The 15469-nt window shown below is 70.1% G+C and carries 16 protein-coding genes and 1 pseudogene; 5 read left to right on the forward strand and 12 right to left on the reverse strand.

The annotated features are described in order from the left end of the window. Positions 1-16 precede the first annotated feature (16 nt). Positions 17-1384 carry a family 43 glycosylhydrolase gene (locus tag VE172_RS04005; RefSeq protein ID WP_324797506.1) on the reverse strand — a complete coding sequence of 456 codons (1368 nt, stop codon included), beginning with the start codon at positions 1382-1384 and terminating at the stop codon, positions 17-19. A 108-nt stretch (positions 1385-1492) separates the two neighbouring features. On the opposite strand from VE172_RS04005, the gene VE172_RS04010 reads away from it, so the two are divergent. Together VE172_RS04010 and VE172_RS04015 are read left to right on the forward strand one after the other, a co-directional pair. Next, positions 1493-2005, forward strand: coding sequence for a GNAT family N-acetyltransferase (locus VE172_RS04010; RefSeq protein WP_414715060.1), 513 nt, complete (start codon positions 1493-1495; stop codon positions 2003-2005). A gap of 59 nt (positions 2006-2064) precedes the next feature. Beyond that, entirely contained in the window at positions 2065-3975 is a 1911-nt protein-coding gene (locus VE172_RS04015; RefSeq protein ID WP_324797513.1) for a hypothetical protein, read from the forward strand. 309 nt (positions 3976-4284) lie between these two features. Here the strand turns inward: VE172_RS04015 and VE172_RS04020 are convergent, their stop codons facing one another. The 3 genes from VE172_RS04020 to VE172_RS04030 form a co-directional block, all read right to left on the reverse strand. After that, entirely contained in the window at positions 4285-5058 is a 774-nt protein-coding gene (locus tag VE172_RS04020; protein ID WP_324797516.1) for an SDR family oxidoreductase, read from the reverse strand. Continuing rightward, positions 5055-5798: an SDR family oxidoreductase gene (locus tag VE172_RS04025; RefSeq protein WP_324797519.1), complete on the reverse strand. Its 744-nt coding sequence runs from the start codon at positions 5796-5798 to the stop codon at positions 5055-5057. The genes VE172_RS04020 and VE172_RS04025 overlap by 4 nt, the downstream gene beginning before the upstream one ends. Positions 5799-5932: 134 nt before the next feature. After that, positions 5933-6964, reverse strand: coding sequence for a phosphotransferase family protein (locus VE172_RS04030; protein WP_324797523.1), 1032 nt, complete (start codon positions 6962-6964; stop codon positions 5933-5935). 338 nt (positions 6965-7302) lie between these two features. On the opposite strand from VE172_RS04030, the gene VE172_RS04035 reads away from it, so the two are divergent. Continuing rightward, entirely contained in the window at positions 7303-7470 is a 168-nt protein-coding gene (locus VE172_RS04035; protein ID WP_324797525.1) for a hypothetical protein, read from the forward strand. A 10-nt stretch (positions 7471-7480) separates the two neighbouring features. On the opposite strand, the gene ptsP is transcribed toward VE172_RS04035, so the two are convergent. The 8 genes from ptsP to VE172_RS04075 are packed head-to-tail and all read right to left on the reverse strand — an operon-like array spanning position 7481 to position 14009. Continuing rightward, on the reverse strand, positions 7481-9127 hold the full coding sequence (gene ptsP / locus VE172_RS04040) for a phosphoenolpyruvate--protein phosphotransferase (protein ID WP_324797528.1): 1647 nt from the start codon (positions 9125-9127) through the stop codon (positions 7481-7483). After that, positions 9120-9401 (reverse strand): HPr family phosphocarrier protein, encoded by a 282-nt coding sequence (locus VE172_RS04045; protein WP_324797530.1) that lies wholly within the window; start codon positions 9399-9401, stop codon positions 9120-9122. The genes ptsP and VE172_RS04045 overlap by 8 nt, the downstream gene beginning before the upstream one ends. 9 nt (positions 9402-9410) lie before the next feature. Then, a complete protein-coding gene (locus VE172_RS04050; RefSeq protein WP_324797534.1) occupies positions 9411-10451 on the reverse strand; it encodes a zinc-dependent dehydrogenase in 1041 nt (346 codons plus the stop codon). Then, positions 10448-10894: a PTS mannitol transporter subunit IIA gene (locus VE172_RS04055; RefSeq protein WP_324797538.1), complete on the reverse strand. Its 447-nt coding sequence runs from the start codon at positions 10892-10894 to the stop codon at positions 10448-10450. The genes VE172_RS04050 and VE172_RS04055 overlap by 4 nt, the downstream gene beginning before the upstream one ends. Continuing rightward, positions 10887-11192: a PTS sugar transporter subunit IIBC family protein gene (locus VE172_RS04060; RefSeq protein WP_324797541.1), complete on the reverse strand. Its 306-nt coding sequence runs from the start codon at positions 11190-11192 to the stop codon at positions 10887-10889. Before VE172_RS04060 ends, VE172_RS04055 begins: the two co-directional genes overlap by 8 nt. 6 nt (positions 11193-11198) lie before the next feature. After that, complete coding sequence (locus VE172_RS04065; RefSeq protein WP_324797544.1) at positions 11199-12311, reverse strand: PTS mannitol transporter subunit IICB; 1113 nt, start codon at positions 12309-12311, stop codon at positions 11199-11201. 4 nt (positions 12312-12315) lie between these two features. Then, the gene (locus VE172_RS04070; RefSeq protein WP_324797547.1) at positions 12316-13251 is read right to left on the reverse strand and encodes a 1-phosphofructokinase family hexose kinase; all 936 of its coding nucleotides are present in this window, start codon (positions 13249-13251) and stop codon (positions 12316-12318) included. Further along, complete coding sequence (locus VE172_RS04075) at positions 13248-14009, reverse strand: DeoR/GlpR family DNA-binding transcription regulator (protein WP_324797550.1); 762 nt, start codon at positions 14007-14009, stop codon at positions 13248-13250. The genes VE172_RS04070 and VE172_RS04075 overlap by 4 nt, the downstream gene beginning before the upstream one ends. A gap of 304 nt (positions 14010-14313) precedes the next feature. Between VE172_RS04075 and VE172_RS04080 the strand changes: the two genes are divergently transcribed. Both VE172_RS04080 and VE172_RS04085 read left to right on the forward strand, forming a co-directional pair. Beyond that, on the forward strand, positions 14314-14766 hold the full coding sequence (locus VE172_RS04080) for a hypothetical protein (protein ID WP_324797553.1): 453 nt from the start codon (positions 14314-14316) through the stop codon (positions 14764-14766). Next, positions 14763-15469, forward strand: a pseudogene (locus VE172_RS04085) (hypothetical protein); the annotation flags it as partial. The gene VE172_RS04080 and the pseudogene VE172_RS04085, both read left to right, overlap by 4 nt.

Consider the following 15469-nt stretch of genomic DNA (forward strand, 5'->3'; position numbering starts at 1 on the left):
CCCGGCGCGGCCGGTTTCAACGGACCTCGACGAAGTCGAGTTCGGTGAAGCCCTTACCGTGCGCGAATCGCAGGGTGTTCCAGCCCGCCTTCGCGTTGACGGTGAGGTGTACCCGCTTCCAGTTGTCCCAGCCGGTGAGCGGGTACGTCACGGTTCGCGCCGCGCCGCCGTCGACCGACAGGCGGTGGGTGGCTCCCTGACGGGATCCGGTGGCGTACCCCACCGCGACGAAGTACCGTCCGGCGCGGGGCGCGAAGAATCTGATGTCCACATGGCTGTCGGAATGGTCGATGCGGGCGGCGACCTTGCCGCCCGAGGCCCCCTTGGCGTGGTCGCGGACGCGGCAGTCGTGGAACGCGCCGTTCTCCGCCTCGTAGCGGGCGCGGGACCCGCGCACCACGGGCCGCCCGCCCGCCCAGCCCAGGTCGGCGCGGAACATGCTGCGACCCGCGCCGGTCAGGCCGTGGAAGAAGACGCTGTCGACGCCGTGCGCGCCCGGCACCACGTCGGCGCCGCCGGGTCCCTTGACCGCGCCGTCGGTGCTGGCGGTGGTGATGAGCGGGCGCATCCGCTTGAAGGGCCCGGTGAGGGTCCTCGATCGGGCGACGCCCGTGAAGTAGTTGTCCTTGCTGAAGACGCCGCCCGAGTAGAACAGCACGTACCAGTCGCCGTGCTTCACCATGACGGGCGCCTCGATGATGCCGTGCTCGGACTTCAGGTCGTTGCGCAGCAGGGTGACGCGGGACCGCTGGAACCTCACGCCGCTGGCGTCGGTGCGTTGCAGGTATAGCTTCGGGCGCAGCCCGCGCGAGTTCAGGTCGCTCTTGTACAGCAGGTAGCGCTGCTTGCCCTCCACGAAGGACGACGCGTCGATGGCGCCGCCGTCGGACGGCGGGCAGACCAACGCCTTGGTGCCCAACGGTTTGAACGGCCCCAGCGGGCTCTTGGCGACGGCCGCGCCGATGCATTGGAGGTCGGGGTGCCTGCTGTGCGCCGTGTAGTAGAGCAGGTACTTGCCGTCGGCGCGGCGGGACACGTCGGGCGCCCAGGTCTTGCCGCCCTTGGCCCACGCACCCAGCCTCGGCAGGGCGTCCTTACCGTGCACCTTCCACGGGCCGCCCGGCGACGGGGCGGTCGCCACGGGAAGGTTGCGCCCGCCGGTGTTGGTGGCGTACGCGTAGTAGGTCTTGCCGAAGTGGTTCACCTCGGGATCGGCGAAGTTCCGCTTGATCACCTTCTGCGGCGACACCGGCGCCGCGGCGGTGGTGTCGGCGTCGGCATGGGCGCCGCCGCACCACCACAGCACCGACGCGGCGAGCACCGCGACCACGGCGGCGGCGAGCAGGATTCGCTTGCGGCTCAGGGCAAGGGCATTCGTGGGCATGGAGGTCAACGCTTTCGGGAGTCGATGTGCGACAGGGCGACACGCTACCGACGTCGGCGGCGGGCGGGCAATGCCTCGGGCGGGAAATGGCCACGAGTGCTAGCTTCTATGGCCGTGTCGGACAGACTTGACGAAATTGGCACGCTCGAGCCGCGGCTTCGGCTGCGGGAACTGACCGTCGCCGACGCCGCCGACTACCACGACCTGCTGCGGGCGAGCCGCGACCATCTCACCGAGTTCGGCGACTACGACCGCGAAGTCAATGCCACGTTGGACGACATCCGCGAACATCTCGCCGACCCGACCGATCGCAACCTGCGTTACGGCCTGCGGCTGGACGGGGCCCTGATCGGTCGCATCGACCTCAATCCCGTGAACCCGCCGAACTACTCCATCGGGTTCTGGCTCGGGGCCGACGCACGGGGCCACGGCTACGCGACCCTGGCCGCCGAGGCGCTCATCGCCCACGCCCGCGACGCACTCGATGCCACCGACGTGTGGGCGGGCGTGACGCACGGCAACGTCCGCAGCGGGCGAGTGCTTGATCGCTTGGGCTTCAAACGAACCGAAGACTTTGACACGTATACCCGTTTCCATCTGGGTCTGTCGCGTGGCGAGTAAACAGCGCGGGGGCGTCGGCGCGTCTGTTGGGTAGCGCTCAACGACCCCAGGAGGAACACGTGCGTAAGCGACATGTCGCGGCCCTTGTCGGCGCGGCCGTCTTGATCAGTGCGGGCGGAGGGTTGGCGTTGGCCGACTCGGCGTCCGACGAGCCGACGCCGGGCAAGATCGCCGACACCGTCACCCTGCCCACGGGCGAGCAGGTGCGGTCCACCCCAGACGGTGGGCTCGCGCTGGTCGACCCGTCGGACGAGGTGTTCTCCACTCGGTTGTCCAATGGGGACCGCGTCGTCATTCCCGTGGCGAAGCTGCCCGAGGTGCGTTCGGGCAGAGCGGACGCGCGGCTGTACGACGTGGACGCGTTGCTGCGCAACGGGTACAGCGACGCCAGGAAGGTCTCCGAGCCGTCCCGTCTGGGCGAAAGGTTCATGACGGGCGAGACCCGTCGGGCCGACGCCACGACGGTCACGGTGAACTTCACCTGGCTGGACGGCAAGCAGCCGCCCGAGGCGGGCGGGGGATGGATCAACCTGGACACCGGCGAGTCCAACTTCTTCCAGGCCGACAAGGGAACCGCCGCCATCGACCTGAAGCCGGGCAACTACGGGATCCTCGCCGACATGCGCGCCGCGCGCGGCAAGGAGCAGGACTTCGCCTCGTACGTCACCGATCTGAAGGTCACCGACAAGGCGACCACGGTCGCGGTGGACGGGACCAAGGCCAAGAAGCTGGCGTACCAGGTGGACGCGAAGGACGCGAAGCCCGTGTCGTTGGACGTCAACTACTTCCAGAAGGCGGGCGACAGCGCGCTGGTGTCGGGGTTCACCGCCGACGCGGGATCGGGCGCCTACGCGATCCCCTCCGACAAGCCCAGGGGCCACGAGGCGGGATACCTCGCCGACGCCGAGCTGTCGGGGCCGTCGGACGCGTCCAAGCCGTATACCTACAGCCTCTTCGACATGCGCACCAACGGAAACCCCGCCGACCCGACGCTGAGGGTCCACGACGATCAGCTGTCGCGGCGCACCGCCCGCTACGACGGGCAGGGCGTCAAGACCACGTTGGACCGCCAGAACCTGCCCGACAACCCGGTCATCACCCCGCCGATCTACTCGCCAGGGGTGCCTGTGACCGTTCCGTCCACCCGCACCGAGTACTACACCGCCTCGGCCGATGTGGACTGGAACCTGCTGGCCGACTTTCAGGACGACTCGCGCGGCGACGGCGCGTTCCGCCACCTTGGTGCGTTGAAACCTGGTGGGGGCAAGGACACCTGGCTGTCGGCGCCCGTGTCGGTCGGACTGCCCGATTCACGGGTGCCGAGCTGGATCGGGATGGAGCGCGTCCCCTATGACGCCGCCTCGGGCAAGCCCGAACTGCAGATCCTGCCCGCGATGTTCGCGGGTGTCGCCGACGGCGAGGTCGACGCCGCCATGGGCCTGACGGGCACGTCGAAGGTCAGCAAGGACGGCAAGGTCCTGGGCTCCACCAAGACGGGTGGCGCGGTGTCGGCCGACCTGCCGAAGGGCGATTCGGGCCGCTACACCGTGACCTTCGACGGCAGCCGCGACGCCACCTGGACGAAGCTCGGCACCCGCTCCACCGCGACGTGGACCTTCGATTCGGCGGAGGTCTCCAAGGCCACCCCGCTGGACGTGTCGGCGGTGCGGTTCAACGCCTCGGGCGTCACCGACGGCTACGCCAAGGCGGGCAAGACGCAGGACGTCTCCCTCGACTTCGTCACCCAGCACGGCGCGGCCGACCGCACGTGCGCGTCCATGGCCTTCCAGGTGTCCTATGACGACGGAAAGACCTGGAAGAAGGTGTCGATCGACCGCCACGGCGACCACGCCACCGCGAAGCTCAAGCACCCCTCGGGCACGACATTCGTGTCCATCAAACTGTCCGCAAAGGACGACAGGGGACAGACGGTCGAGACCTCCACCGTCCGCTCCTACGGACTCAACTAACCCTCCCCAACCGCCGCGCGGGTCCGCTCCCATGGGCCCGCGCGGCCCCATGTGCGTGTTCGCTCGCCGCCACCGCCCGCCCGCGAGCGCCCTCGTCGGGCGGGGAGGTCGCGGTCTCGACCCGCCGTCATACGGGGATGCCGCCGTCTCGGTTCCCGCCGTCGTGCGGGGGATGCCGCCGTCGCCATCCCCACCGTCGAGGGGGAGGTCTATGGCCGCGTCTCTCGCCGTCGGGCTTGGATTGCCGCCGTCGTCATCGCCGCCGTCGAGGGGGAGGTCTACGGCCTCGACCGTGCGCGAGAGGCCTTTTTACTCTTGAGGCCCCGACTCGATCTGAATCTGCAACGCCCGCAACGCCTCCTGCCAGCGCCGCGGGTCGGCGGCGCGATTGGCGTACATCTTGGCGACCTGCGGGTGGGGCAGGATCAGGAAGGGACCGTCCGCAAGGGAGTCGGCCACCGCGTCGGCGACCCGCTCGGGCGCGATCGCGTCGGGTTCCAGCAGGGCCTTGCCGTAGGCGCCGATGTCGGCGATCATGTTGGTGCGCACGCCCAGCGGGCACAGGGCCTGGACCGTGATTCCCTTGTGGCCGTAGGTGATGCGCATCCACTCGGCGAATGCCAGGACCGCGTGCTTGGTGACCGCGTACGGGGCGGCGCCCAGCATGGTGAGCAGGCCCGCCGCCGAGACCGTCGACAGGAAGTGGCCCCTCCCTCGCTCCAGCCAGTCGCCCGTGAGGGCGCGACTGGCGCGCACGTGGGCCATCACGTTGACCTGCCACGCCAGGTCCCAGTCCGCGTCGGTCGCCTGCTCGCTTCCGCCCGTCGGCACTCCCGCGTTGGCGCAGTAGATGTCGATGGCGCCGAGTTCGGCGCGGGCCGTGGCGATCAGGTCCTCGGGCGCCGCGGCGTCGCCCGCGATCGCCGTCCCGCCGATCTCGGCGGCGACCGTTGCGGCGGCGGGTTGATCCAGGTCGTTGACCACCACGCGGGCGCCGCCGTCGGCGAAGCGCCGCGCCATCGCCGCGCCGATCCCGTGGCCCGCGCCCGTGATGACCACGCCCGCGTCGCGAAGTTCCGTCATGTCAAGCCTCCCAACAGGGTCATGCCGCCGTCGAGCACAATGGTCTGTCCCGTGATCCACGAGGCCTCGTCCGACAACAGGAACCGCACGGCGGAGGCGACGTCGGTGACCTCGCCGAGGCGACCCAGGGGATAGGTCTCGGCGACCTGACGTTCGTTGTCGGCGTACAGGGCCGAGGCGAAGCGGGTCTTGACGATGGCGGGCGCCACCGCGTTGACGCGGATGTCGGGGGCGAGCTCGGCGGCCAGCTGCGCGGTCAGGTGGATCATGGCGGCCTTGGTGGCGCCGTAGAAGCCCAGGCCGGGGGCGGGGCGCAGGCCCGCCACGGAGGACACGTTGACGATCGCGCCGCCGCGCTCGGCCATGGACGCCTTGTGCACCTTCTGGGTCCACTCCAGGGCCGTCATGAAGTTGATGTCGAGCATCTTGCGGGCCACGGCGGGGTCGAGGTCGATGACGGGGCCGAACACGGGGTTGGTGCCCGTGTTGTTCACCAGAACATCGATGGGCCCGAAGGTCTCGATGGTTCGGGCGATCGCCTCGTCCTGGTGGCCGGGGTCGTGGGCCTTGCCCGCCACCGCGATGGCGTGTTCGGGCCCGCCCAGCGACTCCACCGCCTCGGCCAGGGTGTCGGCGCCGCGGGCGGTGAGGCACACCCGATCGCCCGCGGCCACCAGGGCCTGGGCGATGCCGAGGCCGATGCCCCGACTGGCGCCCGTGATGATCGCCGTTCTGCTCATCTATGCTCCTCGATTCGTTTCGGACGGACGGCACGAGCGCGGCCACGCGTCCCGCCGCGTGTCGGAACCGTGCTCGGCCAACAGATCCATGTCTCCCGTGTCGGGGCCGCGCGGTTCCTCGGTGGCGAACCCCATCACCGCCTTCCCAGCCGTTCCAGGCCCGCCGCCGCGATCGGCGCCACCAGGTTCCCGATCGACGCGAAGCCCTCGCCGAGGGTCTGCCCGTGTATGTGTCGATAGTGGATCCCCTCGAGGATCACCGCCAGCTTGTAACACGCGAACCCCTCGTACCAGGCGAGTTGCCCGACGTCGATCCCGCTGGACGCCGTGTACATCTCGATGAGCTCGGCCGAGGCGGGGAAGCCCGCGGCGGGGTTCACGGCGTCGGCGATCAGATCGCGCGGCAGATCGTCGAATCCGTCCCAGTACATCCGCAGCAGTCCCAGATCGGTGAGCGGGTCGCCGAGGGTGGCCATCTCCCAGTCCAGCACGGCCGCGATCGTGTCGTCGCCCGCGGCGATCGCGTTGTCGAGCCGATAGTCGCCGTGCACAATGGAGTGCCGCGCGGACTCGGGCACCCCCTCGGCCAGCGCGTCGTGCAGCGAGTCCAGATCGGGCAGCTCGCGGCTGCGGGAGGATTCCGCCTGCCGATGCCAACGCCGCACCTGCCGCTCCAAGAACCCTTGCGGCCGCCCGAAATCGCCCAGGCCCACGGCGTCGAAGTCCACGGTGTGCAGCGCGGCCAGCACCTCGACGAGGTGGTGCGACAGCCTTTCCGCGCGCTGCTCACCCAAACCGCTGGTCTGCGCCGCCGAGCGATACACCGTGCCGTCCACATAGTCCATCACGTAGAACGGCGCCCCGAGCACCTCGGCGTCGTCGCACAGCAGCCGCACCCTCGGCACGGGCACGGGAGTGTCGGCCAGCGCCGCCATCACCCGGTACTCCCGCCCCATGTCGTGCGCGGTGGCCAGCACGTGCCCCAGCGGCGGCCGCCGCACCACCCACGCGTTGTCCCCGTCGGTGACGGAGTACGTGAGGTTGGACTTCCCGCCCGGGATCAGTTGGGCCTCAAGCGGTCCAGCGAACAGCCCGGGCAGCTCGGCATCCACGTGCGACCGCAATCGATCGAGGTCCAGGCCCCGGGGGCCGTCCGACCGCGCCATAGCGTCTCCAAGCCCGACTCGTCGTTACTCGTCGGTAAGGATGCTAGTCGAAAAGCCGTCGCTCATGGCCCGCCAGCTCGATCGACTCCGCCCGATGACTTGTATCGGCGGAAACCGTGGGGCACAATGGTCAACGTGACTATCAGCACACACCACGGACGGGCAGGGGGGCGATTCGCCTCCCGAGCGGCGACGCGCCGCGCGGCCCGTCGAATGTGCGGTCACCAATCCCGAGGCACCTTCTCTTAGCACGACATAACTGCCCGCACACCCTCTAGGCCGTCGTGTCCACGATGGCTGATTACCGAGGGCCCGTGCGGACATGTGCTGGAGGGACCGTGTCGCTTCTTCGGATGCTCAGCGGTGGATCGCGGATTCCGCGCGCCACCGTGTTCGTGCTTGTCCTGGTGATCCTCTTCTCCCGCAAGACACGCCGTCGTCGCGACGCCGAGCGCGTGCTCGCGCTTCTCGTCGGTGGCGCCGACGACGAGCAGGTGGAGCGGTGATCGGGCCCCCTCAGCCCCGCGTCGCCTGGTCGGCGGCGCGGCGGCAGTCGTCCATGGTGTGTTCGGACAGGGAGCGGCGCACCCGCGGCAGGGCGCGGGCGGACATGGACAGGCTGGTCACCCCGAGCCCCGCCAGCACCACGGCCAGCGCGGGGTCGGACGCCGCCTCCCCGCACACCCCGACCGACACGCCCGCCGCGGCGCCCGCGTCGGCGCAGCAGGCGATGAGCGACAGCAGCGCGGGTTGCCACGGGTCCAGCAGGTCGGCCAGGTCGCTGGATTGGCGGTCGGCGGCGAACAGGTACTGGCTCAAGTCGTTGGTGCCGATGCTGAGGAAGTCCACCACCTTGACCAGCTCGATGGCGGCCAGCGCCGCGGCGGGAACCTCCACCATGACGCCCACCGTGGATATCCCCGCGGCGCGGGCGCGCTCGGCGAAGTCGGCCGCCTCCGTCACGGTCGACACCATGGGCGCCATGACCCGCACCTCGGCGTCGGTGTCGGACGCCGCGGCGGCGATCGCCGCCAGCTGGGTGTCCATCAACGTGGCGTCGCGCCGCACCAGGCGCAGCCCCCGCACCCCGAGCGCGGGGTTGGGCTCGTCGGTGAGGTTGGCGAACGGCAGCGGCTTGTCGGCGCCCGCGTCCAGGGTGCGCACCACGACGGGGCGGTCGCCCGCCGCGGCGAACACCTCGCGGTACGCGCGGGTCTGTTCGGCCACGGTGGGCGCGGTGGTGCGGTTCAGATACAGCAGCTCGGTGCGAAACAGCCCCACCCCCTCGCAGTCGTCGGGGATCTCGGACGCGCCGCCGATGTTGCTCAGCAGCGCCACCCGATGCCCGTCGGCCGTCTGGCCCGGGCGCGATGACATCGTGCCCTGGTCGTCCAGGCGCGTCGACGCTTCCGCCCCCGTCCGGCCGCGGCCGAGGGAGTCGCGCGACGCCGCCGCCTGTGCGGCCAGGCGGTCGACCTCCGCGGCGTCGACCCCCACGGCGACATCGCCCGTGGCTCCGTCCACACTCACCAGGGTCTCGTCGTCGACCGCCGTGATGCCCTTGCACCCGACGATGGCGGGCAGCCCGACCGCGCGTGCCAGGATCGCGGTGTGGCTGGTGGGCCCGCCCGAGGACACCACGAGGGCGAGCACCTGATCCAGGTTCAGGGTCGCGGTGTCGGCGGGCGCCAGGTCCTCGGCCGCCAACACGAAGGGGCGCCCGGGATCGGGAACCCCGGGGGCGGGGCGATCCAGGCACACCGCGGTGGCGCGGTCGCGCAGGTCGTCCAGGTCGGTGACCCGCTCGGCCAGCAGGCCGCCCGCGGCGGCGAACGCCTCGCGGTGCGCGGCGAAGGCCGCGTGGATCGCGTGAGCGGCGTCCATTCCCGACCCGACGTGCTCGGCGACCGCGTCGACGAGCATCGGGTCGGTGGCCATCATGGCCTGGGCCTCCAGCACCTCCACCGCGGGACCCGTGGCCGCCGCAGCGCGCGCGTTCACCTGCGCCGCAACGTTTTCCAGCGCCTCGCGTGCCCGCCGCCCCTCGGCCTCGACGTCGCCGACCGCCCGCGGCGCGGGCAGCGGCGGCACGGGCGCCAGCTTGATCAGCGGGCCCGCCGCGACGCCGGGGCTCACCCCGATGCCGCGCAACCGCTCAGGCATCGGCTTCCTCCGCGTCCAAATCCCGCTCCAGCAACGCCCCCAAGGACTCCAGGACCTCCGCGGCGTGTGGTCCGTCGGCCTCCAGCGTCACCTCCGCGCCCTGCTTGGCGCCCAGCGCCATCACCGCCAGCAGGCTGCGGGCGGGCACGAACGGCTTGCCGCCCGTCGACACCCGCACCTCGGCGTCGGCCGCGGTGGCGGCCTGGACGAACAGCTTGGCGGGGCGGGCGTGCAGCCCGCTGGCCGACCCGATCACGACGGTCTTGGTGGCCATGACTACTCCTCAGGGTTCGATGGTGACCTTGATGGCCTCGCCGCGCGCCACGATCCCGAAGGCGTCGAGGGCGCGCTCCAGCGGCAGGCGGTGGGTGATGAGGTCGGCGACCTCGACCGCGCCCGAGGCGATGAGCCGCAGCGCCTCGGCGTTGTGGGCGGGGCTGGATCCATTGGCGCCCACGATGGTCAGCTCGCGGTAGTGGACCAGGTTCGAGTCGCAGGTGATGGTCGGGTCGTCCTTGGGGAGCCCCCCGAACATGCTGATGCGACCGCCGCGCGCCGCCAGCCGCAGCGCCTGCTCCTGGGCCGCGCCCGAGGCGGCGGCCACGATGGTCACGTCGGTGCCGCGCCCGTTGGTGAGCTTGGAGATCTCGTCGACGAGGTCGGCGTCGCCGCTGCAGATCGCCGCGTCGGGCTTGACCAGGTTCGCGGCCATCTCCAGGCGCCGCGCGCTCAGCTCGGCCAGGAACACCCGCGCCGCCCCGCGCGAGCGGGCCAGCCGCACATGCAGGCACCCGATCGGGCCCGCGCCGATCACCAGGACGTCGTCGCCCTCGCCGACCCCGGCCAGCTCCTGTCCGTTGAGGACACACGCCAGCGGCTCGGCCACCGACGCCTCGGCGAACCCGATGCCGTCGGGGATGGCGTGCAGGCCGTCCACGGCCAGCACCTGTGCGGGAACCACGACGTGGCTGGCGAACCCGCCGTCGTAGTGGTAGCCCATGGACGTCTGGTTCGGGCACACGGTCATGCGCCCGCGCCGACACTCGTCGCACTGTCCACAGGGAACGGCGGCGATCACCTGGACTCGGTCTCCGACGTCCCAACCGGAGACCTCCCCTCCCACCTCGGTGATCTCGCCGGCGATCTCGTGGCCCATCACCCGCGGCGGCACGATGTGGTGGTGCCCGAAGCGGGAGATCTTCACGTCCGTGCCGCACGTGGAGCAGGCCCGAACCCGCAGCAGCACCTCGCCGGGTCCGGGGCCGGGTTGGGCGGCGTCCTCGATGCGCACGTCGCCGGGGGCGTGGAATCGCACCACCTTCATGAGACGGTGTCCTTTCTTATCGGTGCCAACAGTTGGAGCATCGTGTCGGTGTCGGTGGCCTCGCGCAGGGCGCGGGCCGCGTCGGGGTCGAGCAGGATCTCGGCCAGCTGCGCCAGCAGAGCCACGTGTCCGTCGCCGGCCGCGGCGATCGCGACGCACACCGACACCTCCTCGCCGCCCCAGTCCACTCCGGACGGAAAGCGCAGCACGGCCAGCGCGTCGGAGCGCACCAGGGCCTTGGAGTTCGCGGTGCCGTGCGGGATCGCCACGCCCTCGCCGACATAGGTCGAAATGGACCGTTCGCGTTGCCGCATGGCGTCGACGTATCCGGGCTCCACAGCGCCGATCTCGACGAGCACCTCGCCGCAGCGGTCGATGGCGGCGTCGCGGTCGGCGGCCGACTCCTCCAGCCGGATCGCCTCGGCCGTCAACAGGTCAGACATCGAGCTCCCCGCCGCTCTTGATCGTCTTCACCAGGTTGGTCACGGCGACGTCCCCGATGAACACCTCCACCGACACGATCGGCTTGCCCGGGGCGCTGCCGCGCGCCCGCGCCGCCAATCCCACGTGGCACACGATGACGTCGGCGTCGTCGGGGATCGTGTTGACGGGGGCGTGCTCGACAGTGACGTTGTGTTTGGACAGTTGGCGCTTCAGTTGGCTGGCCAGCATGACGCTGGAGCCCATCCCGGCGTCACAGGCCACGACGACCTTGTGAATGTCTGATGCCTTGATTCCCATGGTTTCTCAGTTCTCCTCGGCCAGAGCGGGTTCGGGTTCTTCCTCGGTGGTTGGTGTCGATTCCGGCGGTGTCTCCTTGGCGCGCCCGAAACCCAGAAGGGCCGACGCCACCACGAAGGACACGACCGCGGCGATGGTGATCCCGGCCAGCACCCCGAACCAGCTGCCGGGGGGCATCACCGCGACGTAGGCGAAGATGCTGCCCGGCGAGGGCGTGGCGGCCAGTCCGGCGCCGGTGATCATGAAGGTCCCGACCCCGGCGGCGCCGCCGGCCATGGTGGCCAGGATGAGGCGCGGCTTCATCAGGACGTACGGGAAGTAGATCTCGTGGATGCCGCCCAGGAACTGGATGACCATCGCGGCGGGGACCGACGGCCGCAGCCGCCTCGGGCCGAAACACAGATAAGCCAACAGAAGCCCAAATCCGGGCCCGGGGTTGGACTCCACCATGAACAGGATGGACTTGCCGGTTTCCTTGGCCTCGGCGATTCCCAGCGGGCCCAGCACTCCGTGGTTGACGGCATTGTTGAGGAACAGCACCTTGGCGGGCTCCACCAGCAGCGACGCGGCGGGCAGCAGGTCGTGGGCGATCAGCCAGTGCACCCCCTCGCCGGCGCCGCTCGTGATGACGTGGACGACCGGCCCGATCACCCACATCCCCACCAGGGCCATGCCCGCGCCGATGATCCCGGCTGTCATGTTGTCCACGAGCATCTCGAAGCCGGGCTTCACCCGGTCCTCGAAGATCTTGTCGACGAGCTTGATGACCCACGCCGCCAGCGGCCCGATCGCCATGGCGCCCAGGAACATCGGGATGTCGGCGCCCACCACGATGCCCATGGTGGCCACGGCGCCGACCACGGCGCCGCGCTGTCCGTGCACCAGGCGTCCGCCGGTGTAACCGATCAGGACGGGCAGCAGGAACGTGACGGTGGGGTCGACCAGCTCGGCCAGGTGCTTGTTGGGGATCCATCCGGTGGGGATGAACAGCGCGGTGATGAGGCCCCAGGCGATGAACGCGCCGATGTTGGGCATCACCATGGCGGCCAGGTAGCCGCCGACGCGTTGAATGCCTGCCTTGACGCCGGTCCCGGTGACCGGAGGGGTGTATTCCGACATGGGTTTACTCCAGAGTAGACAATTGTGGGGTGGGAACGGGGCGGATCCGCACCCCGGTGCGGTTGACGTCGCCGGGCGCGGGCATCCGGCTGCCGGGCAGGGACACCGCGGCGGCGCCCCACGACAGCGCCTCGATGAGGGCGTCGTCGCCGTGGGCGCCGGCGGCGAGGAATCCGGCGAGCATGGCGTCGCCGGCGCCGACGTTGCTGCGGGCCTCCACCTGCGGGGAGGTTCCCACCAGCACGCCGTCGTCGTCCACCAGGACCGCGCCGTCGGCGGCCAGGCTGGCCAGCACGGCGCCGACACCCTTGGCGCGCAGGGCGATCGCGGCGCGGGCGACGTCCTCGGTGGACTCCAGTGCGGTCCGGGTGGTCTCGGACAGCTCGCGGCGGTTGGGCTTGACCAGGTGGGCGCCCGCTCGGGCCGCGGCCAGCAGCCACGGGCCGCCGGCGTCGACGGCCAGCCGGGCGGTGCCGGCCAGGCGGCGGCACAGCGCGGTGAACTCGTCGATGGACACCCCGGGCGGGGCGGCGCCGCTGAGCACCACCCATTCGGCGCCCTCGGCGGCCCGGGTGATCGCCGCGCACACCGCCTCGAACTCCTCGGCGGTCAGCTCGGGTCCGGGCTCGTTGATCTTGGTGACCAGGCCGCTGGGCTCGACCAGGGTGAGGTTGGAGCGGGTGCGCCCGCCGATGGGCACCGCGACCACGCCGACTCCCTCGGCGTCCAGCATCTCCACCAGTTGGGCACCGGAGTGCCCGCCGTACGGCAGCACCGCGCGGGTGGCGATGCCGTGCGCGACCAGGGCCCGGGACACGTTGACGCCCTTGCCACCCGGGTCGAGGCGGGCCTGCCCGGCGCGGTTCACCTTGCCGTGGCGCAGCGTGCCGATGTCCAAAGCGCGGTCCAGGCTCGGGTTGAGGGTGACGGTGAGGATCATGCGCGCGACAACCTGACCCCGGCGACCTCGAGCTCGGCGGCCAGGTCGGCGTCGACCTCGGCGTCGGTGATCATGAGGTCGACATCGGACAGTTCGCCGAAGCGCGCCATGTGGTCGTGGCCCACCTTGGTGTGGTCGGCCAACAGCACCACCCGGCGGGCGGAGCGGATCATGGCCCGCTTCACCGTGGCCTCGGCCTGGTGCGGGGTGGTGAGCCCGTGCTCGACGGTGATGCCGTTGGTGCCCATGAACGCCACGTCCACGTACAGCTCGGACAGGCAGCGCAGCGCCCATTCGTCCACGGTGGCCAGTGTCTTGCCGCGCACCCTGCCGCCCAGCAGCAGCACGGTGAGGTTCTCCTTGACGCTCAACACGGTGGCCAGGACGGGGGAGTTGACCACGACGGTGAGTTCGCGGTCGGTGGGCATCAGCTGGGCCATGCGGGCGGTGGTGGTGCCGGCGTCCAGGATGACCGCGCCGTCCTCGGGGATCTCGGCCAGCGCCGACTTGGCGATGCGCTCCTTCTCCTCGGTGAGAACGGTGTCGCGGTCGGTGACGGCGCGCTCGAAGCCGATCCGCTCGATGGGTATGGCGCCGCCGTGGACCCGGCGGATCACGCCGGCGCGCTCCAACGTGGTGAGGTCGCGGCGCACGGTCTCGGCGGTGACGTTGAGCGTCTCGGCCAGCTGTGTGACCTCCACGCGTCCCTCGGTACGGGCCAGGCGTACTATCTCCTGCTGGCGTTCCTCGGCGTACATGATGTGGTTTCACCACCGTTTCGTTTTGTTTTGGACGAAAGTACGCCCGTTTGACATCGAAGTCAATAAGAGATATCGATGTAGCAATGGAAAGTACGTGACCAGGACCTTTCCTAGGAGGCCATGAGAAGCGTTGGCGCTGAAGCAAAGAATCCTTAGACTTATTTGCGCCAAACCCTTGCCAAAGCTCGGATTTTGGGCTTAAATCAGCCGAGAAGCCACGAAGGTTCGGGCACAAACAAAAACAAACGGACGTCCCGGTTTCGCCAACCCCGACTCGCCGGTGACGTCCACCAAGGACGGAGTGAGACAGTACATGTCCCACAACACCAATATCGACATCCACGCGGTGCGTCGAGCCGCCGACGCGTTGCGCCGCACCGCCGACGATCTGCACGACAAGCGCAAGAATCTGTTGACCCGCCTGGCCAATGGCGCCGGCGAGCGTCCGATCGAGAAGACCAAGGACAACATCATGGTCACCGTGGGGGTGAACGACCACACTCACTCCCTGGGGCACGCGGGTGAGGTGCTGGTCGACAAGATCAAGAGCTGTGGAGACTCCTATCTGGCCGCCGAGGAGGGCATCCGCGCGATGAGCGCGGTGATGTCCAAGATGGCCGACGAACTGGGAAACCAGGACAACCTGTCCGCCGACGATCTGAACCACGTGGTCGACGGCCTGTTCAGCGTCCAGGTGCTGGCGCCCGGCGCGTCGCCGGAATCCATCGACTGGTTTGGATTGGGGCAGAAGTGAACACCAACTATGACGACCTGAGCTCCGAACAGATCCGCGTCATGGCGGTCAAGGACGCCGAGCACTCCGGCGACATGGCCGAGCAGGCGCGGGTGCTGCGCGACATGGCCGGCGACCTGCGCGACGCCGTCGACAAGGTGCGCGGCCACTCCGAGGGCCTGTTCGGCAAGGGAATCCTGACCTCCAAGGAGGCGCCCGCCCCCGACAGCCACTGGTCGGGTCACTCCGCGGGCATGATGACCGTCGAGTTGCGACGGTTGTACGGCACCTTCAGCGACGCTCCCGACAAGCTGAAGTCCAACGGCGACACCCTGGACAAGCTGACCACCAAGGTGCAGGACACCAACATCGCGCTGGACAAGCTGACCACGGGGAGCGGCAGCACGTCCACGAAGGACACCGAGGCGCGGCGCATCATGAGCGACGCGGCGACCACCTACCTGGATACCGCGAACGGCCTGGCGGAGCCGCAGTTCTACAAGGGGATGCGCAAGAAGGACCCCGCGGACGCCGGCGGCGACGACTGGACGCATCAGTACGGCACGCCGCGTTCCACGCCCTCGACCCCCCTGGAGCCCCGGACCCCGTCGCACCCCGGCACCGCGACGAACCCGAGCCCCACGTCCCCGTCGCACCCCGGAACCCCGGTCAGCGACCCGATCCCGGCGTCCGACCCGACTCCGACATCCGACCCGATCCCGAC

It is taken from the genome of Stackebrandtia sp., from assembly GCF_035643755.1.
In the GTDB taxonomy this organism is placed as follows: Bacteria; Actinomycetota; Actinomycetes; order Mycobacteriales; family Micromonosporaceae; genus Stackebrandtia.